Genomic DNA, 21,070 nt, shown 5'->3' with positions numbered 1-21,070 from the left:
GGTGATTTATGCAACAACGCCGATTCACATACGTCAGATCGACCCCAAATACCGTTCTATCTTGGAGGAATCCAACGAAAATATGCCAGCTTGCTATAAAACGTTAGGTAGCACACTACGCTGATGACAAAGCAGCCGCCTGTCAGCCATTTGTTCTGGTAGGTGAATACTGCCATAAGACAAGGCACAGCCGCATACATCCAAAGGAAAGGCGATGTCAAGCCATTCTGTATTGGTTTGGAAAATCCGGAAAACACTTTCTTGGCCCAGCGCTTATTAGCCAGCATGTGCAGATGTACGCCATCGGGCTGGCTTGGGTGGTAGCCTTCTCGAATCGTTTTTCTCACAAAGCTGAAACCAACTTCAATAATGGGGTAGGAGCAGATCAACAGACTGGTCCACGGTGAAACTGAGGCATTGCGCTCGGGTAGTAAAACCGAAATCCATGCCAGCATGAAACCCAGAAAGTAGGCCCCGCCATCGCCCAGAAAAATCTTACCTGCAGGCCAGTTAACCGCGAAGAATCCCGCGACTGCGCCTGCAATGATGAGGCAGGTGAAGGCCAATGGAATATCACCGACCTGGCGTGCAATAAAGCCAAAAGCCGCGAGCATGATGATGGCCGTGCCTGCCGTCAGACCATTGAAGCCGTCGATGATATTGATGGCATTGGCCACTCCACCTACAGCAAAGGCCGTGAATATAACGGAAATTAGGGTGAAGCCCAAAAGCCAGTCCATACCCCAGATATCGACGTGTGTCAGAGAGGTGCCTGTAATACCCCATCCCAGCACACCGGAGGCCATGGTGGCGAGCAGTCGCACCTTGACCGAGACTTTCTTTGTGACGTCTTCCATGAGGCCGAAAACAAAGGCCGGTATGCCTGCAAGCAGGATGGAGCCGAGAATGGCGCGTTTTTCGGCGGCCGCTTCTCCATGACTGGAGGCTGCATAGCCTACGAATACTCCAATGGCAATTGCGATACCGCCAATTCGAGGTGTAGGGTTGGTATGGAATTTTTGCAAGCCGTCTGTGGTGTCCATTGACAGACTGCCATGCCATTTCTTGGTGGTAACCAGCAACACGCAAGTAATAAACGAAGCCAAACCTGCAAGAAACGCGTCATACCTGAATAACTCTTGAACAGAGAAAATAATCGAATTCATGGAGTGAGTGGATGTGGAATCGTTTTAAGTTTTATATCGAGAGGGTAGCTGACTCGGGGAAGTTGGCATCTTGCTCGTCTCCAAGAGCATTTGCGGCACAATGCAGCCCATCTGACTTGAACATTGTCCCACGGGACAGAGCCTTGATCTATGACCACCATTGACACCACCACCCAGATCGCACCCCGCGACAAAGCTGAAATCCTGGCGCAGGCGCTGCCCTACATCCGCAAGTTCCATGGCAAGACCATGGTCATCAAGTATGGCGGGAACGCGATGACCGATCCTGCCTTGCAGGCCGACTTTGCGGAAGATGTGGTGTTGCTCAAGCTGGTGGGGATTAACCCTGTGGTGGTTCATGGTGGTGGACCTCAGATCGAGGCGGCGCTGGGCCGTCTTGGCAAGAAGGGTGAATTCATTCAGGGCATGCGTGTCACGGATGAAGAAACCATGGAAGTGGTGGAGTGGGTGCTGGCCGGCGAGGTTCAGCAGGACATCGTGGGTCTGATCCATCAGGCGGGTGGCAAGGCCGTGGGCCTGACGGGGCGTGATGGCGGCTTGATTCGTGCCAAGAAGCTCAAGATGCTGGACAACAAGGATCCAAGCATCGAGCACGATGTGGGTCAGGTGGGCGATATCGTTGCGATTGACCCCAGCGTGGTGAAGGCGCTGCAGGACGATGCTTTCATTCCGGTGATCAGCCCTATCGGTTTTGGTGAAGAGAACGAAAGTTACAACATCAACGCTGACGTGGTTGCAAGCAAACTCGCAACAGTGTTGCAAGCTGAAAAGCTGGTGCTTTTAACCAACACTCCGGGTGTGCTGGACAAGGCGGGCAATCTGCTGACGGATCTGACAGCGCGCGAGATCGATGGTCTGTTTGCCGACGGCACGATTTCCGGCGGAATGCTGCCCAAGATTGCCGGCGCCCTGGACGCTGCCAAGGCCGGCGTGAATGCGGTGCACATCATCGATGGACGCGTGCCGCACTCCATGCTGCTGGAAATCCTGACCGACCAGGCGTATGGCACGATGATTCGCAGCCATTGACGAGCCTGTCTGGCCCTGACATGTGCTTGTGCTTGCCGGCTGACTTTTCGCAGAAGGCGTTAACATCGCTGCAGGGCTTTCCCGGGCGGAGCCGTGCCCGGGACTCTGCCGCAAGCCGCCTTTGGGCGGCTTTTGTTTTTGAGCGAGGTAGGACTTTATGCGTTTGCTTCTGGTGGAAGATGATGTGATGGTGGCCAGCGGTATCAAGCTGGGTCTTTCCGATGCCGGTTATGCAGTGGATTGGGTGGGCAGTGCCGAGCGCGCACTGGAGGTGCTGGCCCAGGAAGCGTTTGACGTGGCGGTGATCGATATCGGCCTGCCGGGCATCAATGGCCTGGAGCTGACGCGGCGCCTGCGCAGCAGCGATGTGGAGAGCAAGGCCATGCCGGTGCTGATCCTCACGGCGCGCGATGCGTTGCAGGATCGGGTGCAGGGCCTGGACTGGGGCGCCGACGACTATATGGTCAAGCCTTTCGAGCTGCCCGAGTTGCTGGCGCGCCTGCGTGCGCTGATGCGCCGCTCCCAGGCGGCGACTTCGGCGGTGCTGAACTTCGGCTGCATCGAACTGGATACGGCGGGCCGTCGCGCCGGCGCACGCCAGCTGCCTCAGGAAGGCGAAACCGAAGGTCGCCTGCTGCCCATCGATCTGGGGCCGCGTGAATGGACGGTGCTGGAGTATCTGCTGCTCAATGCTCCCAAGCCCGCCAGCAAGGAAAAGCTGCTGCAGGCCCTGACCGGCTGGGACCGTGAAATCACGCCGAATGCCGTGGAAGTTTATGTGTCCCGCCTGCGCAGCAAACTGGAGCCGCATGGCGTGGCCCTGCGTTCCATTCGCGGCTTCGGTTATCGGCTGGAGCTGATGCCCGAATCCGTTTGATTCTCTATTTGATAGCTGCTTGCGCCCGATTGATATGGGATTTGGTTATTTATATAGCTGAACTGGTTATTAATGAAGCGCTTGCAGCTATGAAAATGGAATACTCAAAGTTTCATTAAATAAGCATTAATGACCGCCAATCTGCGTTTTCGGCTGCTGGTTCTGCTTTTGGTGCCGCTGGTGTCGCTGACGCCCAGTGTCGAAGATTTTTTGCGCAATCAGGGCGACGAAGCCGGCTATGCCGTGGGCGATCTGCAAGGCAATGTGGTGGCCGGGGATGCCTGGATCAGCTTCGATGTGCCGGCGACCGGCACGGCGGAATTCCATAGCCAGGAGCATGACGGGGTGACCTATCGCGTTGCCGTGCTCAAGGCCGAAACCTATGGCGCCGGCGAAATGGTCGTCATGCTGGCTGACAGCAGCGATGTGCGCCAGCAATGGGTGCGCCAGCTGCTGATGCATGTGCTGCTGCCCAATCTGCTGCTGATCGCCGGCGCGGCCGTGGCCATTTACTGGTCGGTGAGCCGGGCCTTCAAGCCGCTGCACAAGCTGACCCAGGCGGTGGAGCGCCGCTCGCCGCGCGATCTGAGCCCGATTGACGAGCAGACTTCGCCGGCCGAGGTGCGGCCCCTGGTGCGCTCGCTCAATCGTCTGTTCTCGCTGGTCAATGCGCAGGCCGAGGGCCAGCGTCGTTTCGTCGCCGATGCGGCTCATCAGCTGCGCACGCCGCTGGCGGCCCTGCAGACCCAGGTGGAAGCCTGGGCCCTGAGCGGGCAGGAGGCCAGACGCCTGGCCAAGCGGACCGGGGAGCCGGCACAGGTCGTGCTCACGGTGGAGCAGATCGAGCAATTGCGTGATGCAACGCGGCGCACCTCGCAGCTGGCGCGTCAGTTGCTGGCCCTGTCGCGTGCCGATGCGCGCAATGCCGAGGTGCAGCCGCTGCAGGAGGTGGATCTCAAGGAACTGTGCGAGAGCATGCTCGAGACCTTTATCGATCGCGCGTCGATCAAGGAGCTGGACTTCGGTCTGGAGGTCGAGCCGGCATCGGTCTGGGGCCATAGCTGGTTGTTGCGCGAACTGGTTTCCAACCTGGTGGAGAACGCCATCAAATACACGCCCCGAGGCGGCAGCGTCACCTTGCGCTGCGGTCTGCGCTCGCGGCCCGTGGGCACGGACGACGCCACCCTGCTGCAGATGGCGGGCGTGCAGCAATGGGCTTTTGTCGAGGTAGACGATGACGGACCCGGCGTGCCCGAGGAAGAGCGTAGCCAGATTACCCAGCGCTTTTATCGCGCTCAGGGCGTGGTCGAAGAGGGAACCGGTTTGGGCCTCGCAATTGCGGACGAAATAACGCAATTGCATCAAGGTGTACTGAGTTTTGCAGATGGAAGTTTCGGTAAAGGCTTATTAGTAAGACTTGAAATTCCGGTTCAATCAGTTTCAGAAGGCATTCATGCGGTATCTGAAGCTCTCAAAGGTTAATTTCTCGGTTACGCTTGCGTGTTGGTGAGAGCGGGGGTGAAAGTTGGGGTGGAGACCGCAAGCCTGCTGTTTATTAAGGTTGGTTTGACGCACCTGACGCCTGCCGGTAAGGATAGTCGTGTGCTTAACAGTGCAACTGGCTGTGAGAAAATTGCTAATAAATACTGAGTCGCCTATGTCTGAGTCTGAAGTCCTGTCGCCTGTTTCCAATATTGAAAATCCCGCGGAGGACAGTCCTTCCGCTCCTGCCATGGCTCCTGCGCGCAAGCGCCCCAAGCCCGGCGAACGCCGCGAGCAAATCCTGCAGGCATTGGCCTCCATGCTGGAAAAGCCCGGTGCCGACCGTATCACCACGGCAGCTCTGGCTGCCCATCTGAGCGTGAGCGAGGCTGCCCTGTACCGCCACTTCGCCAGCAAGGCCCAGATGTTCGAGGGACTGATCGAGTTCATCGAGCAGTCCGTCTTCACGCTGGTGCAGCAGATTGTGGGCCGCGATGTGCCCGAGGCCGCGCATGATCCGGTCACGAGCGTGCGCAATGCCAACCGCGTGGTGGCATTGCTGCTGCAGTTTGGCGAAAAAAACCCCGGCATGGTGCGCGTGATGGTCGGCGATGCCATCGTTTTCGAGCACGAGCGTCTGCAGACCCGCATGAACCAGTTCTTTGACCGCATCGAGTCCACCTTGCGCCAATGCCTGCGCCCTGCCGCCGGCGCCATGGGCTCTGCTGCACCGACGGCCGAAGCATCGGTTGCTGCCAGTGTGCTGACCTCGTTTGCGCTGGGACGTCTGCAGCGCTATGCCCGCTCGGGCTTCCGCCGCCTGCCCACCGAGCACCTGGATGCCAGCCTGGCCATGATGGTCGTGGTCTGAGTCGCTCCTCAGGCACTCTTTCAGGAACGCCGCAGTCTCAGGACTGGCGGCGTTTTTTATTGCGCATCGAGGCAGCTGAGTCGGCAAAAGTCCTGACAGGGAAAGGCTAAGTATTTACCCTTGATGGATTCAAAACCGGCCGGAAATTGTGCAAAATAGAACGAACGTTCGTTTTATTGAGAGTTTCATGGCTTCGTCCCACGCTTCCCGTTCTTCAACTTCGCCCGCAGGTCGGGATGTGGCGCACCCGGCTGGCCGCGAGGGGGCTGCGAGCAGGAAGACCAGCGCAAAGTCTCGCAAGCTGCACGCCGAGGCGCAAGCTGCGGTTAGCCCCAGTAAGGCGGTGGAGGGGGTTGCCACCAAGTCTGCGGGCCGATCGCTCGCAAAAGGTCAGCAAACCAAGGCCACGATTGTCGAGGCTGCGCTCAATCTGGCCACCCATATCGGCCTTGAAGGCCTGTCCATTGGCGCGATTGCCGAACTCACGGGCATGAGCAAATCAGGTGTGTTTGCCCATTTCGGCTCGCGTGAGGAATTGCAGATTTCCGTGGTGCACGAGTACCACGACCGTTTCGAGCAGGAAGTCTTCTACCCCGCCATCGAGGCGCCGCGCGGCATTCCGCGTCTGCGCGCGCTGTTTGGCAACTGGATGAAGCGCACCTCCATAGAGATCGACTCCGGCTGCATCTATATCAGCGGAGCAGTGGAGTTCGACGATCGCACGGGCCCGGTGCGCGATGCGCTGGCCGAGTCCGTCGGCACCTGGCTGGCCGCCATGCGCCGCACCATTGTGCAAAGCCAGGAATGCGGCGATCTGCGTGCCGATGCCGATGCCAGCCAGTTGCTGTTTGAAATTCACGGCCTGATTCTTGCCCTGCATTACGAGGCGCGCTTTCTGCATAGCGAGGGCTCGATAGAGCGGGCTCATGCAGGCTTCAACAACATTCTGGCGCGCTATGCCAGCGAGCCGCCAGCCGCCTGACGCCATTCACAACCTGCGTCAGTTCCAACCCCAAAAAAACAAACCGTTCAACGCGCAACCATCACAGGAGACGACAAATGCCCAGCTACAACCCGCCACTGCGTGACATGCAATTCCTCATGCACGAGGTCTTCAAGGTCACCGAGACCTATCAGCAGATTCCCAAGTACGCGGAGGTCGATGCCGACACCATCAACGCGGTGGTCGAAGAGGCGGGCAAATTTGCGGCCAATGTCACCTTTCCCTTGAATATCTCCGGCGACGAAGAGGGCTGCACGCTGAACAAGGAGACCCACGAGGTCACCACGCCCAAGGGCTTCAAACAGGCGTATGCGCAATTCATCGAGGGTGGCTGGCCGGCACTGTCCTGCGATCCGGAGTATGGCGGCCAGGGCCTGCCCTTCGTGCTCAATTCGGCGCTGTATGAAATGCTCAATAGCGCCAATCAGGCCTGGACCATGTATCCCGGTCTCTCGCATGGCGCCTACGAGGCTCTGCATGCCTACGGCACGCCGGAGCAGAAGAAGACCTATCTGGGCAAGCTGACCAGCGGCGAGTGGACCGGCACCATGTGCCTGACCGAGCCCCATTGCGGCACCGACCTGGGCCTGCTGCGCACCAAGGCCGAGCCGCTGGCGGACGGCAGCTATCGTGTCACCGGCAACAAGATCTTCATCTCGGCCGGCGAGCATGACTTCACCAGCAACATCGTGCACCTGGTGCTGGCGCGTCTGCCCGATGCGCCTGTCGGCTCCAAGGGCATCAGCTTGTTCGTCGTGCCCAAGTTCAAGGTGAAGGCCGATGGTTCGCTGGGCGAGCGCAACCCGATTTTCTGCGGTGCGCTGGAGCACAAGATGGGCATTCACGGCAATGCCACAGCCCAGATCAATATCGACGGCGCCATCGGCACCCTGGTGGGCGAGCCCAACAAGGGTCTGCAAGCCATGTTCGTGATGATGAACGCGGCCCGCCTGGGCGTGGGCAACCAGTCGCTGGGGCTGACCGAAGTGGCCTACCAGAATGCGCTGGCCTATGCCAAGGACCGCCTGCAGATGCGCAGCCTGTCGGGCGTGAAGGCCAAGGACAAGCCGGCCGACCCCATCATCGTCCACCCCGATGTGCGCCGCATGCTGCTCACGGCCAAGGCCTATGCCGAAGGCGGCCGCGCGCTGTCCACCTTCTGCGGCCTGCTGCTGGACAAGGAGCTGCACCACCCGGACGAGAAGGTGCGCAAGGACAGCGGCGAGCTGGTGGCCCTGCTGACGCCCATCGTCAAGGCCTTCATCACCGACAACGGCTGGACGGCGACGACGCTGAGCCAGCAGGTCTTCGGCGGCCACGGCTTCATCAAGGAATGGGGCATGGAGCAGTTTGTGCGCGATGCGCGCATCAACATGATCTATGAAGGCACGAACGGCATCCAGGCGCTGGATCTGCTGGGCCGCAAGATCCTGGGCAACCAGGGCGCGACGCTCAAGAAGTTCGGCAAACTGATCGCTCAACTGGTGGAGGAAGAGGGCGTCAACGAGAAGATGAGCGAGTTCATCACGCCCATTGCCGTGCTGGGCGAGCAGATGACCAAGTTCACCACCGAGATCGGCTTCAAGGGCATGCAGAACCCCGACGAAGTCGGCGCTGCGGCCGTGGACTATCTGCGTGTGGCGGGCCATCTGGTCTTCGGCTACCTGTTTGCCCGCATGGCCCAGGTGGCGCTGCGCGAGATCGCGGCGGGCAATGCCGATCCCTTCTACCAGGGCAAGCTGCAGACCGCGCGCTTTTACTTCGCCAAGCTGTTCCCCGAGACGGCGACGCTGATGCGCACCGCGCGCGCCGGCAGCCAGTCGCTGATGGACAGCGACGCGGCCCTGGCCTGATGTTCCGCAGGCGCATGCTGTAATGCTATTGAAAGAGTAGCTGTATGCGCCTATTCATCCCTTGTTTTGAATATAAAGGACTAGGAAATGAAGAAGATAAAAGCGGTAATAGCTCTGGTATTGATAGCGGGCAGCATGTCGGCCGCCTGGGCGCAGATGTCGCCCGTGGGCACCTGGCGCAGCATGGATGAAAAGGAAAACACGCCCAAGGCGCAGGTGAAGATCACCGAGGCCGGAGGCGTGGTCACGGGCAAGGTCGAGGCCCTGCTGCGCAAGGGCGCTGACCCGAATGCGCTGTGCACCGAGTGCAAGGACGAGCTCAAGGACAAGCCCGTGGTGGGCATGACGCTGATCAGCGGTGTCAAAAAGGTCGAGGGCAAGGAGGTCTGGGAAGGCGGCAGGATTCTCGATCCCGAAAACGGCAAGACCTATACCGTGCGCCTGACGCCCGTCGATGCAGGCCAGAAGCTGGAAGTGCGCGGCTCCATCGGTCCTTTCTGGCGTACCCAGACCTGGATCCGCGTTCAGTAAATCTCAAGACAGAAAACAGCCAGCACCTCAGTCCCATGCTTTGTCCGTGGCAAGGCCGCTGGCCCTTAATGGAACATAGCTCATGTCCCGATTCAATGTGAAAAAAGTCGCCGTGCTGGGCGCGGGCGTGATGGGTGCGCAGATCGCCGCCCATCTGGTCAACGTCAAGGTGCCGGTCATTTTGTTCGACCTGCCCGCCAAGGAAGGCTCCAAGAGCGGCATTGCAGAGCGTGCCATTGCCAATCTGAAGAAGCTCAAGCCTTCGCCGATCGGCGTGGCCGATGATGTGGAACTGATTCAGGCGGCCAACTACGAAGAGCATATGAAGCTGCTCAAGGGCTGCGATCTGGTGATCGAGGCTATTGCCGAGCGCATGGACTGGAAGCTGGACCTGTATCACAAGATCGCTCCCTTCGTCGCCAAGCACGCGCTGCTGGCGTCCAATACCTCGGGCCTGTCGATCACCAAGCTGTCCGAGGCCTTGCCCGACGCCATCAAGCCGCGCTTTTGCGGCATCCACTTCTTCAACCCGCCGCGCTATATGCAGCTGGTGGAGCTGATCAACACGCCCACCACGCAGGCCGAGGTGCTGGATCAGCTCGAAGCCTTTGTCACCAGCACGCTGGGCAAGGGCGTGGTGCGAGCGCACGACACGCCCAACTTCATCGCCAACCGCATCGGCATCGCCGGCATGCTGTCCACGATGAAGGAGGTCGAGAACTTCGGTCTGTCCTTCGACGTGGTGGACGACCTCACGGGCAAGAAGCTGGGCCGTGCCTCCTCGGGCACCTTCCGCACTGCCGACGTGGTGGGCCTGGACACCATGGCCCATGTCGTCAAGACCCTGCAAGACAATCTGAGCCTGGAGACCGACCCCTTCTATGGCAGCTTCGGCACGCCGCCCGTACTGGCCAAGCTGATCGAGCTGGGCAACCTGGGCCAGAAGACCAAGAAGGGCTTCTACAAAAAGGTCGGCCGCGACATCTTCCAGTTCGAGCTCGACAGCGAGGACTACATTCCCGCAGGCGGCAAGGCCGACGAAGTCTACGGTCGCATGCTCAAAAAGCCCGCTGCAGAGCGCCTCAAGCTGCTGCGCAATGCCGAGGGCAAGGAGGGCCAGTTCCTCTGGGCCATTCTGCGCAACAGCTTCCACTATGCTGCCGTGCATCTGCAATCCATCGCCGATTGCGCACGCGATGTGGACCAGGCCATGCGCTGGGGCTTCGGCATGAAGCAGGGTCCGTTCGAGCTGTGGCAGGAAGCCGGCTGGCTGGAGGTGGCCAAGATGGTCCAGGAGGACATCGACGCCGGCAAGGCGCTGTGCAAGGCGCCGCTGCCCCAATGGGTCTTCGAAGGCCCGGTGGCCGAGGCCGGCGGAGTACACACAGGCAATGGTTCGTGGAGCCCTGCGCGGAACCAATTCGTGCCGCGCCGTGTGCTGCCCGTGTACGAGCGCCAGCTGTTCCCCGAGAAGCTGCTGGGTGAAACCGATCTGCCCGACTGGCAGACGGCTGGCACGACGATTGCCGAAACCAGGGCGCTGCGCACCTGGACGCTGGACGGCAAGATCTTGATCGCCAGCATCAAGAACAAGATGCACGCCATCAGCCCCGAAGTCATGGAGGGTCTGATGGAGGCGGTGGATACGGCCGAGAGCGACTTCGACGGCATGGTCATCTGGTCCGGCGATGCACCCTTCAGCGTGGGCGCGGACCTGGAGGCCACCATGCCTGCTTTTGTGATCGGTGGAGCGGACGCCATCGAGAGCATTGAGCAGGAGCTGCAGAACCTGATGCTGCGCCTGCGTTATGCACAGGTGCCGGTGGTGTCTGCCATCCATGGGCTGGCGCTGGGCGGCGGCTGCGAGATGGCGGTGTACTCGGCACGCCGCGTGGCCCATATGGAAAGCTATATCGGCCTGGTGGAGGTCGGCGTGGGCCTGGTGCCCGGCGCCGGCGGCCTGACCTATATCGCCCGCCGTGCTGCCGAAAATGCCGCCACCAGCACCGGCAAGGATTTGCTGCCCTTCCTGACCGAAGGCTTCACGGCCGCAGCCATGGCCAAGGTGGGGACCAGCGCGCTGGAGTCGCGCAAGCTCGGCTATCTGCTGGACAGCGACATCGTCGTGGCCCACAAGGACGAGGTGCTGTTTGTCGCCATCAACGAGGCCAAGGCCATGGCAGCCAGCGGCTGGCGTGCGCCGCACAAGCGCAGCTTCCCCGTGGCGGGCCGCAGCGGCCAGGCCACGATCAAGGGCTCGCTGGTCAATATGCGCGACGGCGGCTTCATCAGCGAGTTCGACCAGCATATTGCGGGCCTGATCGCCAATGTGGTCTGCGGCGGCGATGTCGATGCCGGCACGCTGGTGGATGAGGCCTATCTGATGAGCCTGGAGCGCAAGGCCTTCTGCCATCTGATTGCTCACCCCAAGACCCATGAACGAATCCTGGGCATGTTGAACACCGGCAAGCCGGTTCGCAACTGATTTGATATGAGCATCCCCCTGAGTCGCTGCGCGCCTTCCCCCTTCTCTCGCGTTGCGGGAAGGGGGACGCCAGCAACGCTGCGGGGCGGCCCTTGCTCGCTGGCTGCTGGTATGCGCCGCGAAGTCATTGAAGCCTCGCACACAGGTTAAAGAGCTAAGAGACAACCAAGGAATTTGGTCATGAAACAAGTACAAGACGCCTATATCGTTGCTGCCACGCGCACGCCCATCGGGCGCTCGCACAAGGGTTTTTTCCGCAACTACCGTCCCGACGATCTGCTGGCTACCACGCTCAAGGCGGCGTTGGCCCAGGTGCCTGGCCTGGACCCCAAGGCGATCGAGGACATCGTCTGCGGCTGCGCGATTCCCGAAGCCCAGCAGGGCCTGAACGTGGCGCGTATCGGTGCAGTGCTGGCGGGACTGCCCACCAGCATCGGCGGCATCACCGTCAACCGTTTTTGCGCCTCCGGTCTGTCGGCCGTGGCCATGGCGGCGGACCGTATCCGCGTCGGTGAAGCCGATGTGATGGTTGCTGCCGGCGTGGAGAGCATGAGCATGGTGCCCATGATGGGCAATGCGCCCAGCCTCTCGCCCAGCATTTTCGAGCGCGACGGCGATGTGGGCATTGCCTACGGCATGGGCCTGACGGCGGAGAAGGTGGCCCAGCAGTGGAAGGTCTCGCGCGAGGCGCAGGATGCGTTTGCACTCGAATCGCACCGCCGCGCGATTGCCGCGCAGCAGGCCGGCGATTTCGCGGCCGAGATCACGCCGATCGAAGTCACCGACCGCACGCTGAACATCGCCACCGGCGAGGCCGTGGCCAGCACGCGCACCGTGAGTCTGGACGAAGGCCCGCGCCCCGATACCAGCCTCGAAGGCCTGGCCAAGCTGCGCACCGTGTTTGCGGCGCGCGGCACGGTCACGGCGGGAAATAGCTCGCAGACCAGTGACGGTGCGGGCGCGCTGATCCTTGCCAGCGGCGATGCCGTCAAGCGCTTTGGTCTGACGCCGCTGGCGCGCTTCGTCAGCTATGCCAGCAAGGGCGTGCCGCCCGCCATCATGGGCATTGGCCCCATCGAGGCCATTCCCGCCGCGCTGCGCTATGCGGGTCTCAAGCAGGACGATATCGACTGGTACGAGCTCAACGAGGCCTTTGCGGCCCAGTCCCTGGCTGTCATCAACACCCTGGGTCTGGACCAGAGCAAGGTCAACCCCATGGGCGGTGCGATTGCGCTGGGCCATCCCCTGGGGGCGACCGGTGCCATCCGTGCCGCCACCGTGGTCCATGCGCTGCAGCGCAAACAGCTCAAGTACGGCATGGTGACCATGTGCGTGGGCATGGGTCAGGGCGCGGCAGGCATCTTCGAGCGCGTCTGAACGCCGCAGCCGCCATGCAGACCGCCCAGTCGCAAGCCTCCGTACAAGTTCCGGTGCAAGCTGCCGTGCAATGGACGGAGATGGCCTTGCCCATCTCCGTGGGTTCGGCCCATCTGGTGCTGCGCCAGTGTCAGCCCAGGGCGGCAGCGCCGCTGGCGCAGGTGGTGGTGGCTGGCGCCATGGGCGTGCAGCAAAGCTATTACCAGGCCTTTGCCCGCTGGCTGGCGGAGCAGGGCTATGGCGTCACCACCTTCGACTACCGTGGCCATGGCCTGTCCCTGCAAGTGCCGCTGCGCGACGCCAGGGCCGACTTGCTGGACTGGGCCAAGGACTGCGAGCTGGTGGCAGCGCAGCTCAAGCAGCAGTTTCCTGAGCAGCCGTTGATCTGGATCGGTCATAGTGTGGGCTCGCAATTGCCGGGTCTGGCTTCCATCCCTCTGCCCATCAACGGCTTGCTGTCTGTGGGCAGCGGCAGCGGCTACTGGCGCGATAACGCGGCGCCAACCAAGCGCATGGTCAGGCTGTTCTGGTGGGGCGTCGCTCCGCTGGTCACTGCTTTGTACGGCGCGTTTCCGGGGCGCAAGCTGGGCATTGTGGGCGATCTGCCGGCAGGCGTGATCTGGCAATGGCGTCGCTGGTGCCTGAATCCTTTGTACGCCATGGGGGTGGAGGGGCGCTGGGCGGCCGAGGCCTATGCGGCAGCCCACTACCCCTTGCATGCGCTGTATTTCGAGGACGACGAAATGATGTCGCTGGCCAGCGTGCAGTCTTTGGTGGACTGGTACAAAAGTGCGCCCAGCACGCTGGAGCGTGTCGATCCGGGCCTGGCTCCGTCCGGACGCATAGGCCATCTGGGGTATTTCAAGGAAGAGATGCGTGAGCTACTGTGGCAGCCCCTTTTGCCCTTGCTGCAGAGCTGGCGCGACGGTGACCGTGGCCCAGGCAAACCCTTGTTCGGGCCGCTTGAGTCACCTGTTTGACGGCTTTCATTCCCGCCCTTGGGCAACACTGCCAATCATGAGCACAGACCTCCACCCCTTTGATCGTGCCGTAGCGCTGAGCGCTACGGGCGTGCCCAATCAGTACCAGGGAACGGCTTCGCCCGATTACTGGAATATGGTCGGCCCTTATGGCGGCATCACGGCGGCCAGCCTGGTGCAGGCCATTCAGCAACACCCTCAGTGTCTGGGCGATCCGCTGTCCATCACCGTCAACTATGCGGCAGCCGTGGGGCCGGGTACGTTTGAGATCGACGCCAACCCGGTGCGTACCAACCGCTCTACCCAGCACTGGCTGCTGACCATCACCCAGCCCGATGCCCAGGGCCAGCCGCAGGTCGTGACCACGGCCACAGCCGTGACGGCGGTACGCCGTCAGACCTGGAGCGTCAGCGATATGCCCATGCCCGAGGTCCGGGCTGCTGCCGAGGTGGAGCGCGTGCCGCCGCTGTTCAAGGCCTCCGAGTGGCTGACCCGTTATGAGATGAGATTTGTCGACGGCATCCTGCCGCGTGAGGAGGACGGAGCCGAGCGCGACAGTTTGACGCGGCTGTGGGTGAGAGACAATCCGCCGCGTCCGCTGGATTTCGCGTCGCTGGCCGCGGTCTCCGATGTGTTCTTTCCACGGGCGTGGTTGCGCCGCGCCAAGCGCGTGCCGGCGGGTACGGTGTCCATCACGGTCTATTTCCATGCCGGACGCGAGGAACTGGCTGCAGCAGGTGACGGATTGCTGCTGGCGCAGGCGCGAGGGCAGGAGTTCCGCAACGGCTTTTTTGACCAGACGGCCCAGCTGTGGAGCCAGTCCGGTCAGATGCTGGCGACCAGCCACCAGATTGTTTACTACAAGGAATAGCGCGCCGAAACCAGCAAGCTGTTCACATCATTCACAAGGCAAGACCATGAGCAATACCCAGGATAGCCAGGACATCCTGGTGCACACCGAAGAGGGCGTGTGCACCATCACCTTCAACCGTGCGGCGAAGAAGAACTCCTTCACCGAGGCCATGTATACCCAGATGGCGGATGCATTGGCCGCCGCCAAGGTCGACGCAGGCGTGCGCGTGGTGGTGTTTCAGGGCGACATCGCCATCTTCAGCGCAGGCAACGATATTGCGGACTTCCTGAAGCAGGCCTCAACCCCCGGTGCAATGGGGGCCGATGCGCCCGTGTGGCGTTTTCTGCAGGAAGTCTCGGCCTTCCCCAAGCCTCTGATTGCTGCCGTCTGTGGTCCGGCCGTGGGCATTGGCACGACGCTGCTGCTGCACTGCGATCTGGTCTATGCCGGCGATAACGCCGCATTCTCGCTGCCCTTCATCAACCTGGGCGTATGCCCCGAAGCGGCATCCAGCCTGCTTCTGCCCCAGATGCTGGGTTATCACCGTGCCGCCGAAGCCCTGCTGCTGGGCGAGCCCTTCATGGCAGAAGCCGCGCTGGAAGTGGGCCTGATCAACCGCGTGGTACCGCCCAGCGAATGCAATGCCCTGGCACAGGCCCAGGCCAGGAAGCTGGCGCGCAAACCCCTGTCCTCGCTGATCGAGACCAAGCGCCTGATGAAGGGCGGCCAGGCCAAGGCAGTGGGCGAGCGTATCGTGGAAGAGGGCGCGGTCTTCGCCCGCATGCTGCGCGAGCCCGCGGCCAAGGAAGCACTGACGGCCTTCATGGAAAAACGCCACCCTGACTTCAGCCAGTGCTGAAGTTAGACATTGCGGCAGCAAGACGAGCGCAGCGATGGGGGGCGATTTCGCCAAAAACGCCACCCTGACTTCAGCCAGTGCTGAAGTCAGACATTGCGGCAGCAAGACGAGCGCAGCGATGGGTGGCGGTGTTACCCAAAGCGCTATCCGGATTTCGGCATGTGTCGAATCCGGGCCAGCTTCGCCAGCTTGTACCAGTGCCGATCTGAGAATCGCCCCTTGCCGGGCGATTTTTCTTTGACCTCTTTTCAGGGTTGCCTATGACATCCAGGTCCGTATCGTCCCGTCATTCAGCGCAGGAAATCGCCGAGCCCGTGCAGTTCGAGCCTGAGTTCATCTCCGGCTTGCGAGAGATCTTTGAAACGCGCGTGGCCTTCAACCAGACTATCGGTCTGAAGATCGGCGAGATCACGCCCACGCTGGTGCAGGGGCATATCGCCATGCGACCTGATCTGATCGGGCATTCGGCCTACCAGCGCATTCATGGCGGCGTGATCAGCGCCGGCCTGGACTCCATGGGCGGGCTGGCTGTGATGGCGGCCATTGCGGCCAAGCATATGGACGATACGCCCGCGCAAAGACTGCATCGTTTTTCCCGGCTGGGCACAATCGATCTGCGTGTGGACTACATGCGCCCCGGCATCGGCAAGGAATTTCTGCTCACGGCCAGAGTGCTGCGCCTGGGCTCGCGGGTGGCGAATACTCAGATGGAGTTTCTGTCGGTGGATGGTGAGTTGCTCTCTACCGGCACGGCGGCCTATATCGTCTCTTGACGATCTCTGAAACGAGAGCGTAAAGCGCCGGCGAAATATGGGCTGGCAGCAAAAAGTGCCTCAAAGACAGGCAAGTGAACGCTTGCCCGGATGCTGCCAAATCTTTCATTGTGTGAGATCAGGCAATGCATGCAAGTAACTGAAACTTGTGAAAGCTTTGCTTACCGTTATTGCGAGATGACGGTAAATGTTGCTACTTATGCTGCATAGGATGGCACTTTCTGACTAGGAGATTCCCGCCATGGCTGTGCAAAACCCGTTCTTCGGCAAACGCGATAACGATAACTTTCCTTCACGCAGTTCCGTCACCGGGCTTTCGACAGCGAATACCGCTGCGACATCTGGCGCCAGCTCCCTGAGTAACGCGGGCCTTGGCACGGCACCATCCAGCCCCATGCGTGCGGCTGCGACTGCTGCTCCCACCGCGCCTGTTGCGGAGGAAAACGGTGGCAGCAAGCTGACCGTCGGTCCGAACATCAAGCTCAAGGGCGTGGAAATCACGGACTGCGATACCTTGGTCGTGGAGGGAACGGTTGAGGCGACCATGAACTCCCGCGTCATCAAGATTGCCGAGCAGGGGGCGTTTCACGGTACGGCCGAGATCGATATTGCAGAAATCCACGGCAAGTTCGACGGTACTCTCACGGTGCGCGAAAAGCTGGTGATCTATGGCTCCGGCAAGGTCAGCGGCACGATCCGCTATGGCAAGGTGGTGATCGAAGAGGGTGGCGAGTTGACGGGGCAGATCGAAGCGGGAACCCGTTCCGGCACCAGCAGTTCCAGCAATGCCTCCGCTTCCGCCTGGAGCAAGAGCAGTGCCGGCAGCAGCACGGCGACAGCTGCAGCCAGCAGCAGTGAAACCACGGGTAGCGCTGCTGTCGCCTGAATCTCTGCGCACAGCCCATGAAAAAAGCGACCGCTAGAGGTCGCTTTTTTCATGCTCGATGCATGGATCAGCTCTTGGCGGCCGCCTGAGCCTGGAGTTTCTCGCGCCAGGCACGTGTCTGCTCGGTATCAGGCAGAGACTGGGGCTTGCCGGTGGCATCAATGGCCACATAGGTCAGGCGGGCCTCGGTCACCTTCACATATTTGCCCTGGTCGGAAAAGCGCTCGGCAAAGACTTCCACATCCACAGCGACCGAGGTGCGACCCACATGCTGCACGCCCGCGTAAAAGGACAGAATGTCGCCCACGCGCACGGGCTGCTTGAAGATGAACTCGTTGACGGCCACAGTCACCATGCGGGTGTGGCTGATGCGCTGAGGCAGCACCGAGCCGGCCAGGTCCACCTGCGCCATGACCCAGCCACCGAAGATGTCGCCATTGGCATTGACATCGGCAGGCATGGGCACGACTTTGAGGACCAGTTCCTTGTCGGCGGGCAGGGCAACGCTGGGAAGGTCGGGCGAACGGGGAGGCATGGAAATCTGTGACACGAATGGAAAGATTGAATTGTCCCTCAACATCGGGTTTCTACCATGTTGGCGAGAGAAAGCCACTAGCGACGGTTCGGGCAAGTAAGTAGGGGGTAACTATGGGACGGTGTTTGTGGTGGATCTGTGGATGCCTGAGTGTCGTGCTGGCGGCTTGCAGCAGCCATCCGGTAAAAGCCCCAATATCGGGCAGAGACGATGTGACATCGGCAAGGTCGCTCAAGCCGCCTGTGCAGGCCGTGCAGCCCTCCTGCCATCCGGAACCCCTGACCGGCGCGGCAGCGCTGGCCGGACCTTTCACTGCAATGAATCCCAGGCAGGCCTTGCAGGCCGGTGCGCTGAATGCGCGTGTCTGCTGGGCTGGCGGGCTGCGCACCATAGCGGCGGTCGGCGAGCAGCGCGATTGCATGGTTCTGTTGCATGCCGAGTTCAGCGAACAGGGCTTTCTGTCCTGGCCACGCGAGGCGAGCTTTTTCAAGGCCTGCGGTGCTGGCCCGTATGACAGGCAGTTGCTGCAGCCCTTCACCCTGGTCTGGGTGAGCGCAAAAGTGACGGGACAGGCAGAATTCGCGGGTACCCCGATTCCCGTCATAGAAATAGACGCCCTCTACCGCGGCTCCGACTGCCAGCAGGGCGACACAGCCCCACAATGCGTTCACAGTTACCTGCAACCCCAGAAGAAGCCGCAGTAGCGGCAAACCAGTCAGACGGCGCCACGCTGCGTCGCCTCTTTCCCTATATCTGGCGCTACAAATGGCATGCGCTGGCGGCGCTGGCGTTCATGATCTGCGCCAAGCTGGCCAATGTGGGCGTGCCCATCTTGCTCAAGCATCTGGTCGATGCGCTGGATATCAAGCCCGGGCAGGCCCAGGCCGTGCTGGTGGTCCCCGTGGGTCTGCTGGCGGCCTATGGATTGCTGCGGTTTTCCTCAACGATGTTCACCGAGCTGCGCGATCTGGTCTTTTCCAAGGCCACGCAAGGGGCATCGCGCTCGATTGCGCTGTCGACCTTCGAGCATCTGCATGCGCTGAGCCTGCGCTTTCATCTGGAGCGCCAGACCGGAGGCATGACGCGCGACATCGAGCGCGGTGTGCGCAGCACCGAGTCGCTGATCTCGTATTCGCTCTACTCCATCTTGCCCACACTAATTGAAATGGCGCTGGTGCTGGGCATTCTGGCCGTGCGTTTCGACATCTGGTTTGCCGTCATCACGCTGGCAGCGCTGGTGTTCTATATCGGCTTCACGGTCACAGTGACGGAGTGGCGCACACGCTTCAGAAAAGAGGCCAATGCCCAGGAGTCGGCGGCCCATACCAAGGCCATCGATTCCTTGCTCAATTACGAGACCGTCAAGTATTTCAACAACGAACAGTTCGAGTCAGCGCGCTACGACGAGAACCTAGAGAACCTGCGCCGCGTGCGGCTCAAGAGCCAGACCACGCTGTCCATGCTCAACTGCGGCCAGCAGCTCATCATCGGTGCGGCGCTGGTGGCCATTCTGTGGCGTGCCACGCAGGGCGTGGTCGACGGCAGGCTGACGCTGGGCGATCTGGTCATGATCAATGCCTTCATGATTCAGCTCTATATCCCGCTGAATTTCCTGGGCGTGATCTACCGCGAGATCAAGCAGAGCCTGACCGACCTGAACCGCATGTTCACGCTCATGGACAAGGAGCGAGAGGTGGCCGATGCGCCCGGTGCCCAGTCCTTGCAGATCGACAATCCGCCGCCCGAAGTGCGCTTTGAAAACGTGCAGTTCGCCTACGATAGCGCGCGGCCCATACTGCATGATGTGAGCTTCACCATTCCTGCGGGCAAGACCGTGGCCGTGGTCGGTCCCTCGGGTTCGGGCAAGAGCACGCTGGCGCGTCTGCTGTTTCGCTTCTATGACGTGCAGGGCGGCCATGTGCGCATTGCCGGGCAGGACATCCGCACGGTGACCCAGAGCAGCGTGCGCCACTGCGTGGGCATTGTTCCGCAGGACACGGTGCTGTTCAACGACACGGTGGCCTACAACATCGCCTATGGCCAGCCGGGCGCCACGCAGGAGCAGGTGGTTGCAGCGGCCAAGGCTGCGCGCATCCATGACTTCATCGAGCGCACGCCCCAGGGCTATGCCACGCGTGTGGGTGAGCGCGGCCTCAAGCTCTCGGGCGGTGAAAAGCAGCGTGTGGCCATCGCACGCACCCTGCTCAAGAATCCGCCGATCCTGATCTTCGACGAAGCGACTTCGGCACTGGACAGCGCCAACGAGCGTGCCATCCAGAACGAGCTGCGCAGCGCGGCGCAGGGCAAGACATCGCTGGTCATTGCCCACCGCCTGTCCACCGTGGTCGAAGCGCATGAAATCCTGGTCATGGACAGCGGCCGCATCATCGAGCGCGGCACGCACGAGGAGCTGCTGGCCGCCGGAGGGCGTTACTCCAGCATGTGGAATATGCAGCTCAATCAGCAGGAGTCATCGGAGATTCCCGCCTGAGTGCGGCGGCCTCTCGCCAGACGTTTGATAAGCCACCTTCGGGTGGCTTTCTTTTTGACTGCTTTGCTTATATGTATACATGTTGTTAGGTATTTACCCTTGGATTAGCAATTAAATCACTGTTTTTTGATTTTTATGTATACATTTCTTCCGTCTGACAAGAACTAAATACCCCGCGAGACATGCCACCCTCCATTGCCCCCGCTGCTGCAGCGGAAGAAAACCATTCCCAGGTCGTGAAGGCGCAGCTGCAGCTGCGCGAAATGATTCTTGCCGGCGAGATGGCGGCCGGAGAGCGCATCTCCGAGCTGGTGCTGGCCGAGCGTCTGGGTATCTCCCGCACTCCCATACGTGCAGCGCTGATGCGGCTTGAGCAGGAGGGCATGCTGGAGGCCACGTCCGGCGGGCGCGGCTACAAGGTGCGCGTGCTGTCCGAAGCCGATGTCTCGGACGCCATCGAGCTGCGCGGCACGCTGGAAGGTCTGGCGGCGCGCATGGCGGCCGAGCGCGGGGTCGATGAAGCCCTGCTGGCGAGAGCCGCGCGCTGTCTGGATGCCATCGACCGTGTGCTGGATGCCCTGAACTGGGGCGACGAAGCGTTTTCCGCCTATGTGGCCTTGAACTCCGAATTTCACGACATCCTGCTGGAGATGTCGGGCAGCAGTTTCATGCAGCGCGAGCTGGAGCGGGTCAAGCGCCTGCCCTTTGCCTCCCCCTCGGGCTTTGTGGTGGCCGACTCCGAGTCGCCGCGCGCGCTGCGCAGCCTGATTCTGGCGCAGGAGCAGCACCGTGAAGTGATTGACGCCATCGAGCACCGCGAAGGCGCGCGTGCCGAGGCGCTGATGAAAGAGCACTCACGCATTGCGCGGCGCAACCTGCGCGAAGCCATGCGCTCGCCCGAGACCACGCGCGTACCCGGTGCGCAACTGATTCGCGCCAGCCGCTGATACCCGGTCCGTGGCGCAGCAGGCGGTGCCCGGACCAGACCCCGACCGATA

Annotated in this window: 19 protein-coding genes; 17 read left to right on the top strand and 2 right to left on the bottom strand. The window is 61.2% G+C overall.

Annotation, left to right across the window (positions count from 1 at the left end):
- Positions 1–56: 56 nt before the first annotated feature.
- The gene (locus FSY45_RS04695) at positions 57–1,166 is read right to left on the bottom strand and encodes a glycosyltransferase (RefSeq protein WP_051962253.1); all 1,110 of its coding nucleotides are present in this window, start codon (positions 1,164–1,166) and stop codon (positions 57–59) included.
- A 150-nt stretch (positions 1,167–1,316) separates the two neighbouring features.
- Here FSY45_RS04695 and argB point away from each other — a divergent pair, with 150 nt between their 5' ends.
- From argB to FSY45_RS04625, 14 genes are all read left to right on the top strand, one after another.
- On the top strand, positions 1,317–2,216 hold the full coding sequence (gene argB, locus FSY45_RS04690) for an acetylglutamate kinase (protein WP_043006795.1): 900 nt from the start codon (positions 1,317–1,319) through the stop codon (positions 2,214–2,216).
- A gap of 157 nt (positions 2,217–2,373) precedes the next feature.
- Positions 2,374–3,093 (top strand): response regulator transcription factor, encoded by a 720-nt coding sequence (locus FSY45_RS04685; RefSeq protein WP_003051054.1) that lies wholly within the window; start codon positions 2,374–2,376, stop codon positions 3,091–3,093.
- A gap of 129 nt (positions 3,094–3,222) precedes the next feature.
- Positions 3,223–4,575 (top strand): sensor histidine kinase, encoded by a 1,353-nt coding sequence (locus tag FSY45_RS04680; RefSeq protein ID WP_148747929.1) that lies wholly within the window; start codon positions 3,223–3,225, stop codon positions 4,573–4,575.
- Between the two features lie 175 nt (positions 4,576–4,750).
- A complete protein-coding gene (gene slmA, locus FSY45_RS04675) occupies positions 4,751–5,446 on the top strand; it encodes a nucleoid occlusion factor SlmA (protein ID WP_057093604.1) in 696 nt (231 codons plus the stop codon).
- Between the two features lie 187 nt (positions 5,447–5,633).
- The gene (locus tag FSY45_RS04670) at positions 5,634–6,428 is read left to right on the top strand and encodes a TetR/AcrR family transcriptional regulator (RefSeq protein WP_255443194.1); all 795 of its coding nucleotides are present in this window, start codon (positions 5,634–5,636) and stop codon (positions 6,426–6,428) included.
- Between the two features lie 77 nt (positions 6,429–6,505).
- Entirely contained in the window at positions 6,506–8,302 is a 1,797-nt protein-coding gene (locus FSY45_RS04665) for an acyl-CoA dehydrogenase C-terminal domain-containing protein (RefSeq protein ID WP_148747928.1), read from the top strand.
- Positions 8,303–8,389: 87 nt separating this feature from the next.
- Positions 8,390–8,833, top strand: a complete 444-nt coding sequence (locus FSY45_RS04660) for a DUF2147 domain-containing protein (RefSeq protein WP_148747927.1) — start codon at positions 8,390–8,392, stop codon at positions 8,831–8,833.
- An 82-nt stretch (positions 8,834–8,915) separates the two neighbouring features.
- Positions 8,916–11,318: a 3-hydroxyacyl-CoA dehydrogenase/enoyl-CoA hydratase family protein gene (locus tag FSY45_RS04655; RefSeq protein ID WP_148747926.1), complete on the top strand. Its 2,403-nt coding sequence runs from the start codon at positions 8,916–8,918 to the stop codon at positions 11,316–11,318.
- Between the two features lie 180 nt (positions 11,319–11,498).
- On the top strand, positions 11,499–12,695 hold the full coding sequence (locus tag FSY45_RS04650) for an acetyl-CoA C-acyltransferase (RefSeq protein WP_046460550.1): 1,197 nt from the start codon (positions 11,499–11,501) through the stop codon (positions 12,693–12,695).
- Positions 12,696–12,709: 14 nt separating this feature from the next.
- A complete protein-coding gene (locus FSY45_RS04645) occupies positions 12,710–13,675 on the top strand; it encodes an alpha/beta fold hydrolase (RefSeq protein ID WP_003068062.1) in 966 nt (321 codons plus the stop codon).
- A 37-nt stretch (positions 13,676–13,712) separates the two neighbouring features.
- On the top strand, positions 13,713–14,546 hold the full coding sequence (locus tag FSY45_RS04640) for an acyl-CoA thioesterase II (protein ID WP_046460551.1): 834 nt from the start codon (positions 13,713–13,715) through the stop codon (positions 14,544–14,546).
- 46 nt (positions 14,547–14,592) lie between these two features.
- The gene (locus FSY45_RS04635; protein ID WP_039050041.1) at positions 14,593–15,387 is read left to right on the top strand and encodes an enoyl-CoA hydratase; all 795 of its coding nucleotides are present in this window, start codon (positions 14,593–14,595) and stop codon (positions 15,385–15,387) included.
- Positions 15,388–15,647: 260 nt separating this feature from the next.
- Positions 15,648–16,160, top strand: coding sequence for a thioesterase family protein (locus FSY45_RS04630; protein WP_046460552.1), 513 nt, complete (start codon positions 15,648–15,650; stop codon positions 16,158–16,160).
- Positions 16,161–16,401: 241 nt separating this feature from the next.
- Positions 16,402–17,046, top strand: coding sequence for a polymer-forming cytoskeletal protein (locus tag FSY45_RS04625; protein WP_034362797.1), 645 nt, complete (start codon positions 16,402–16,404; stop codon positions 17,044–17,046).
- A gap of 67 nt (positions 17,047–17,113) precedes the next feature.
- Here FSY45_RS04625 and FSY45_RS04620 read toward each other — a convergent pair whose 3' ends face one another.
- A complete protein-coding gene (locus FSY45_RS04620; RefSeq protein ID WP_003068067.1) occupies positions 17,114–17,581 on the bottom strand; it encodes an acyl-CoA thioesterase in 468 nt (155 codons plus the stop codon).
- 212 nt (positions 17,582–17,793) lie between these two features.
- Here FSY45_RS04620 and FSY45_RS27770 point away from each other — a divergent pair, with 212 nt between their 5' ends.
- From FSY45_RS27770 to FSY45_RS04605, 3 genes are all read left to right on the top strand, one after another.
- On the top strand, positions 17,794–18,285 hold the full coding sequence (locus FSY45_RS27770) for a hypothetical protein (protein WP_003068069.1): 492 nt from the start codon (positions 17,794–17,796) through the stop codon (positions 18,283–18,285).
- A complete protein-coding gene (locus FSY45_RS04610) occupies positions 18,243–20,072 on the top strand; it encodes an ABC transporter ATP-binding protein/permease (protein ID WP_012839889.1) in 1,830 nt (609 codons plus the stop codon). Before FSY45_RS27770 ends, FSY45_RS04610 begins: the two co-directional genes overlap by 43 nt.
- Positions 20,073–20,254: 182 nt before the next feature.
- Positions 20,255–21,019, top strand: coding sequence for a GntR family transcriptional regulator (locus FSY45_RS04605; protein ID WP_046460553.1), 765 nt, complete (start codon positions 20,255–20,257; stop codon positions 21,017–21,019).
- Positions 21,020–21,070 lie beyond the last annotated feature (51 nt).

This window comes from Comamonas sp. Z1, from assembly GCF_008121555.1.
GTDB classification, from domain to species: domain Bacteria; phylum Pseudomonadota; class Gammaproteobacteria; order Burkholderiales; family Burkholderiaceae_C; genus Comamonas; species Comamonas thiooxydans.
Note: the sequence above shows the minus strand (reverse complement) of the source record. Positions and strands in the feature narration are given on the sequence as shown.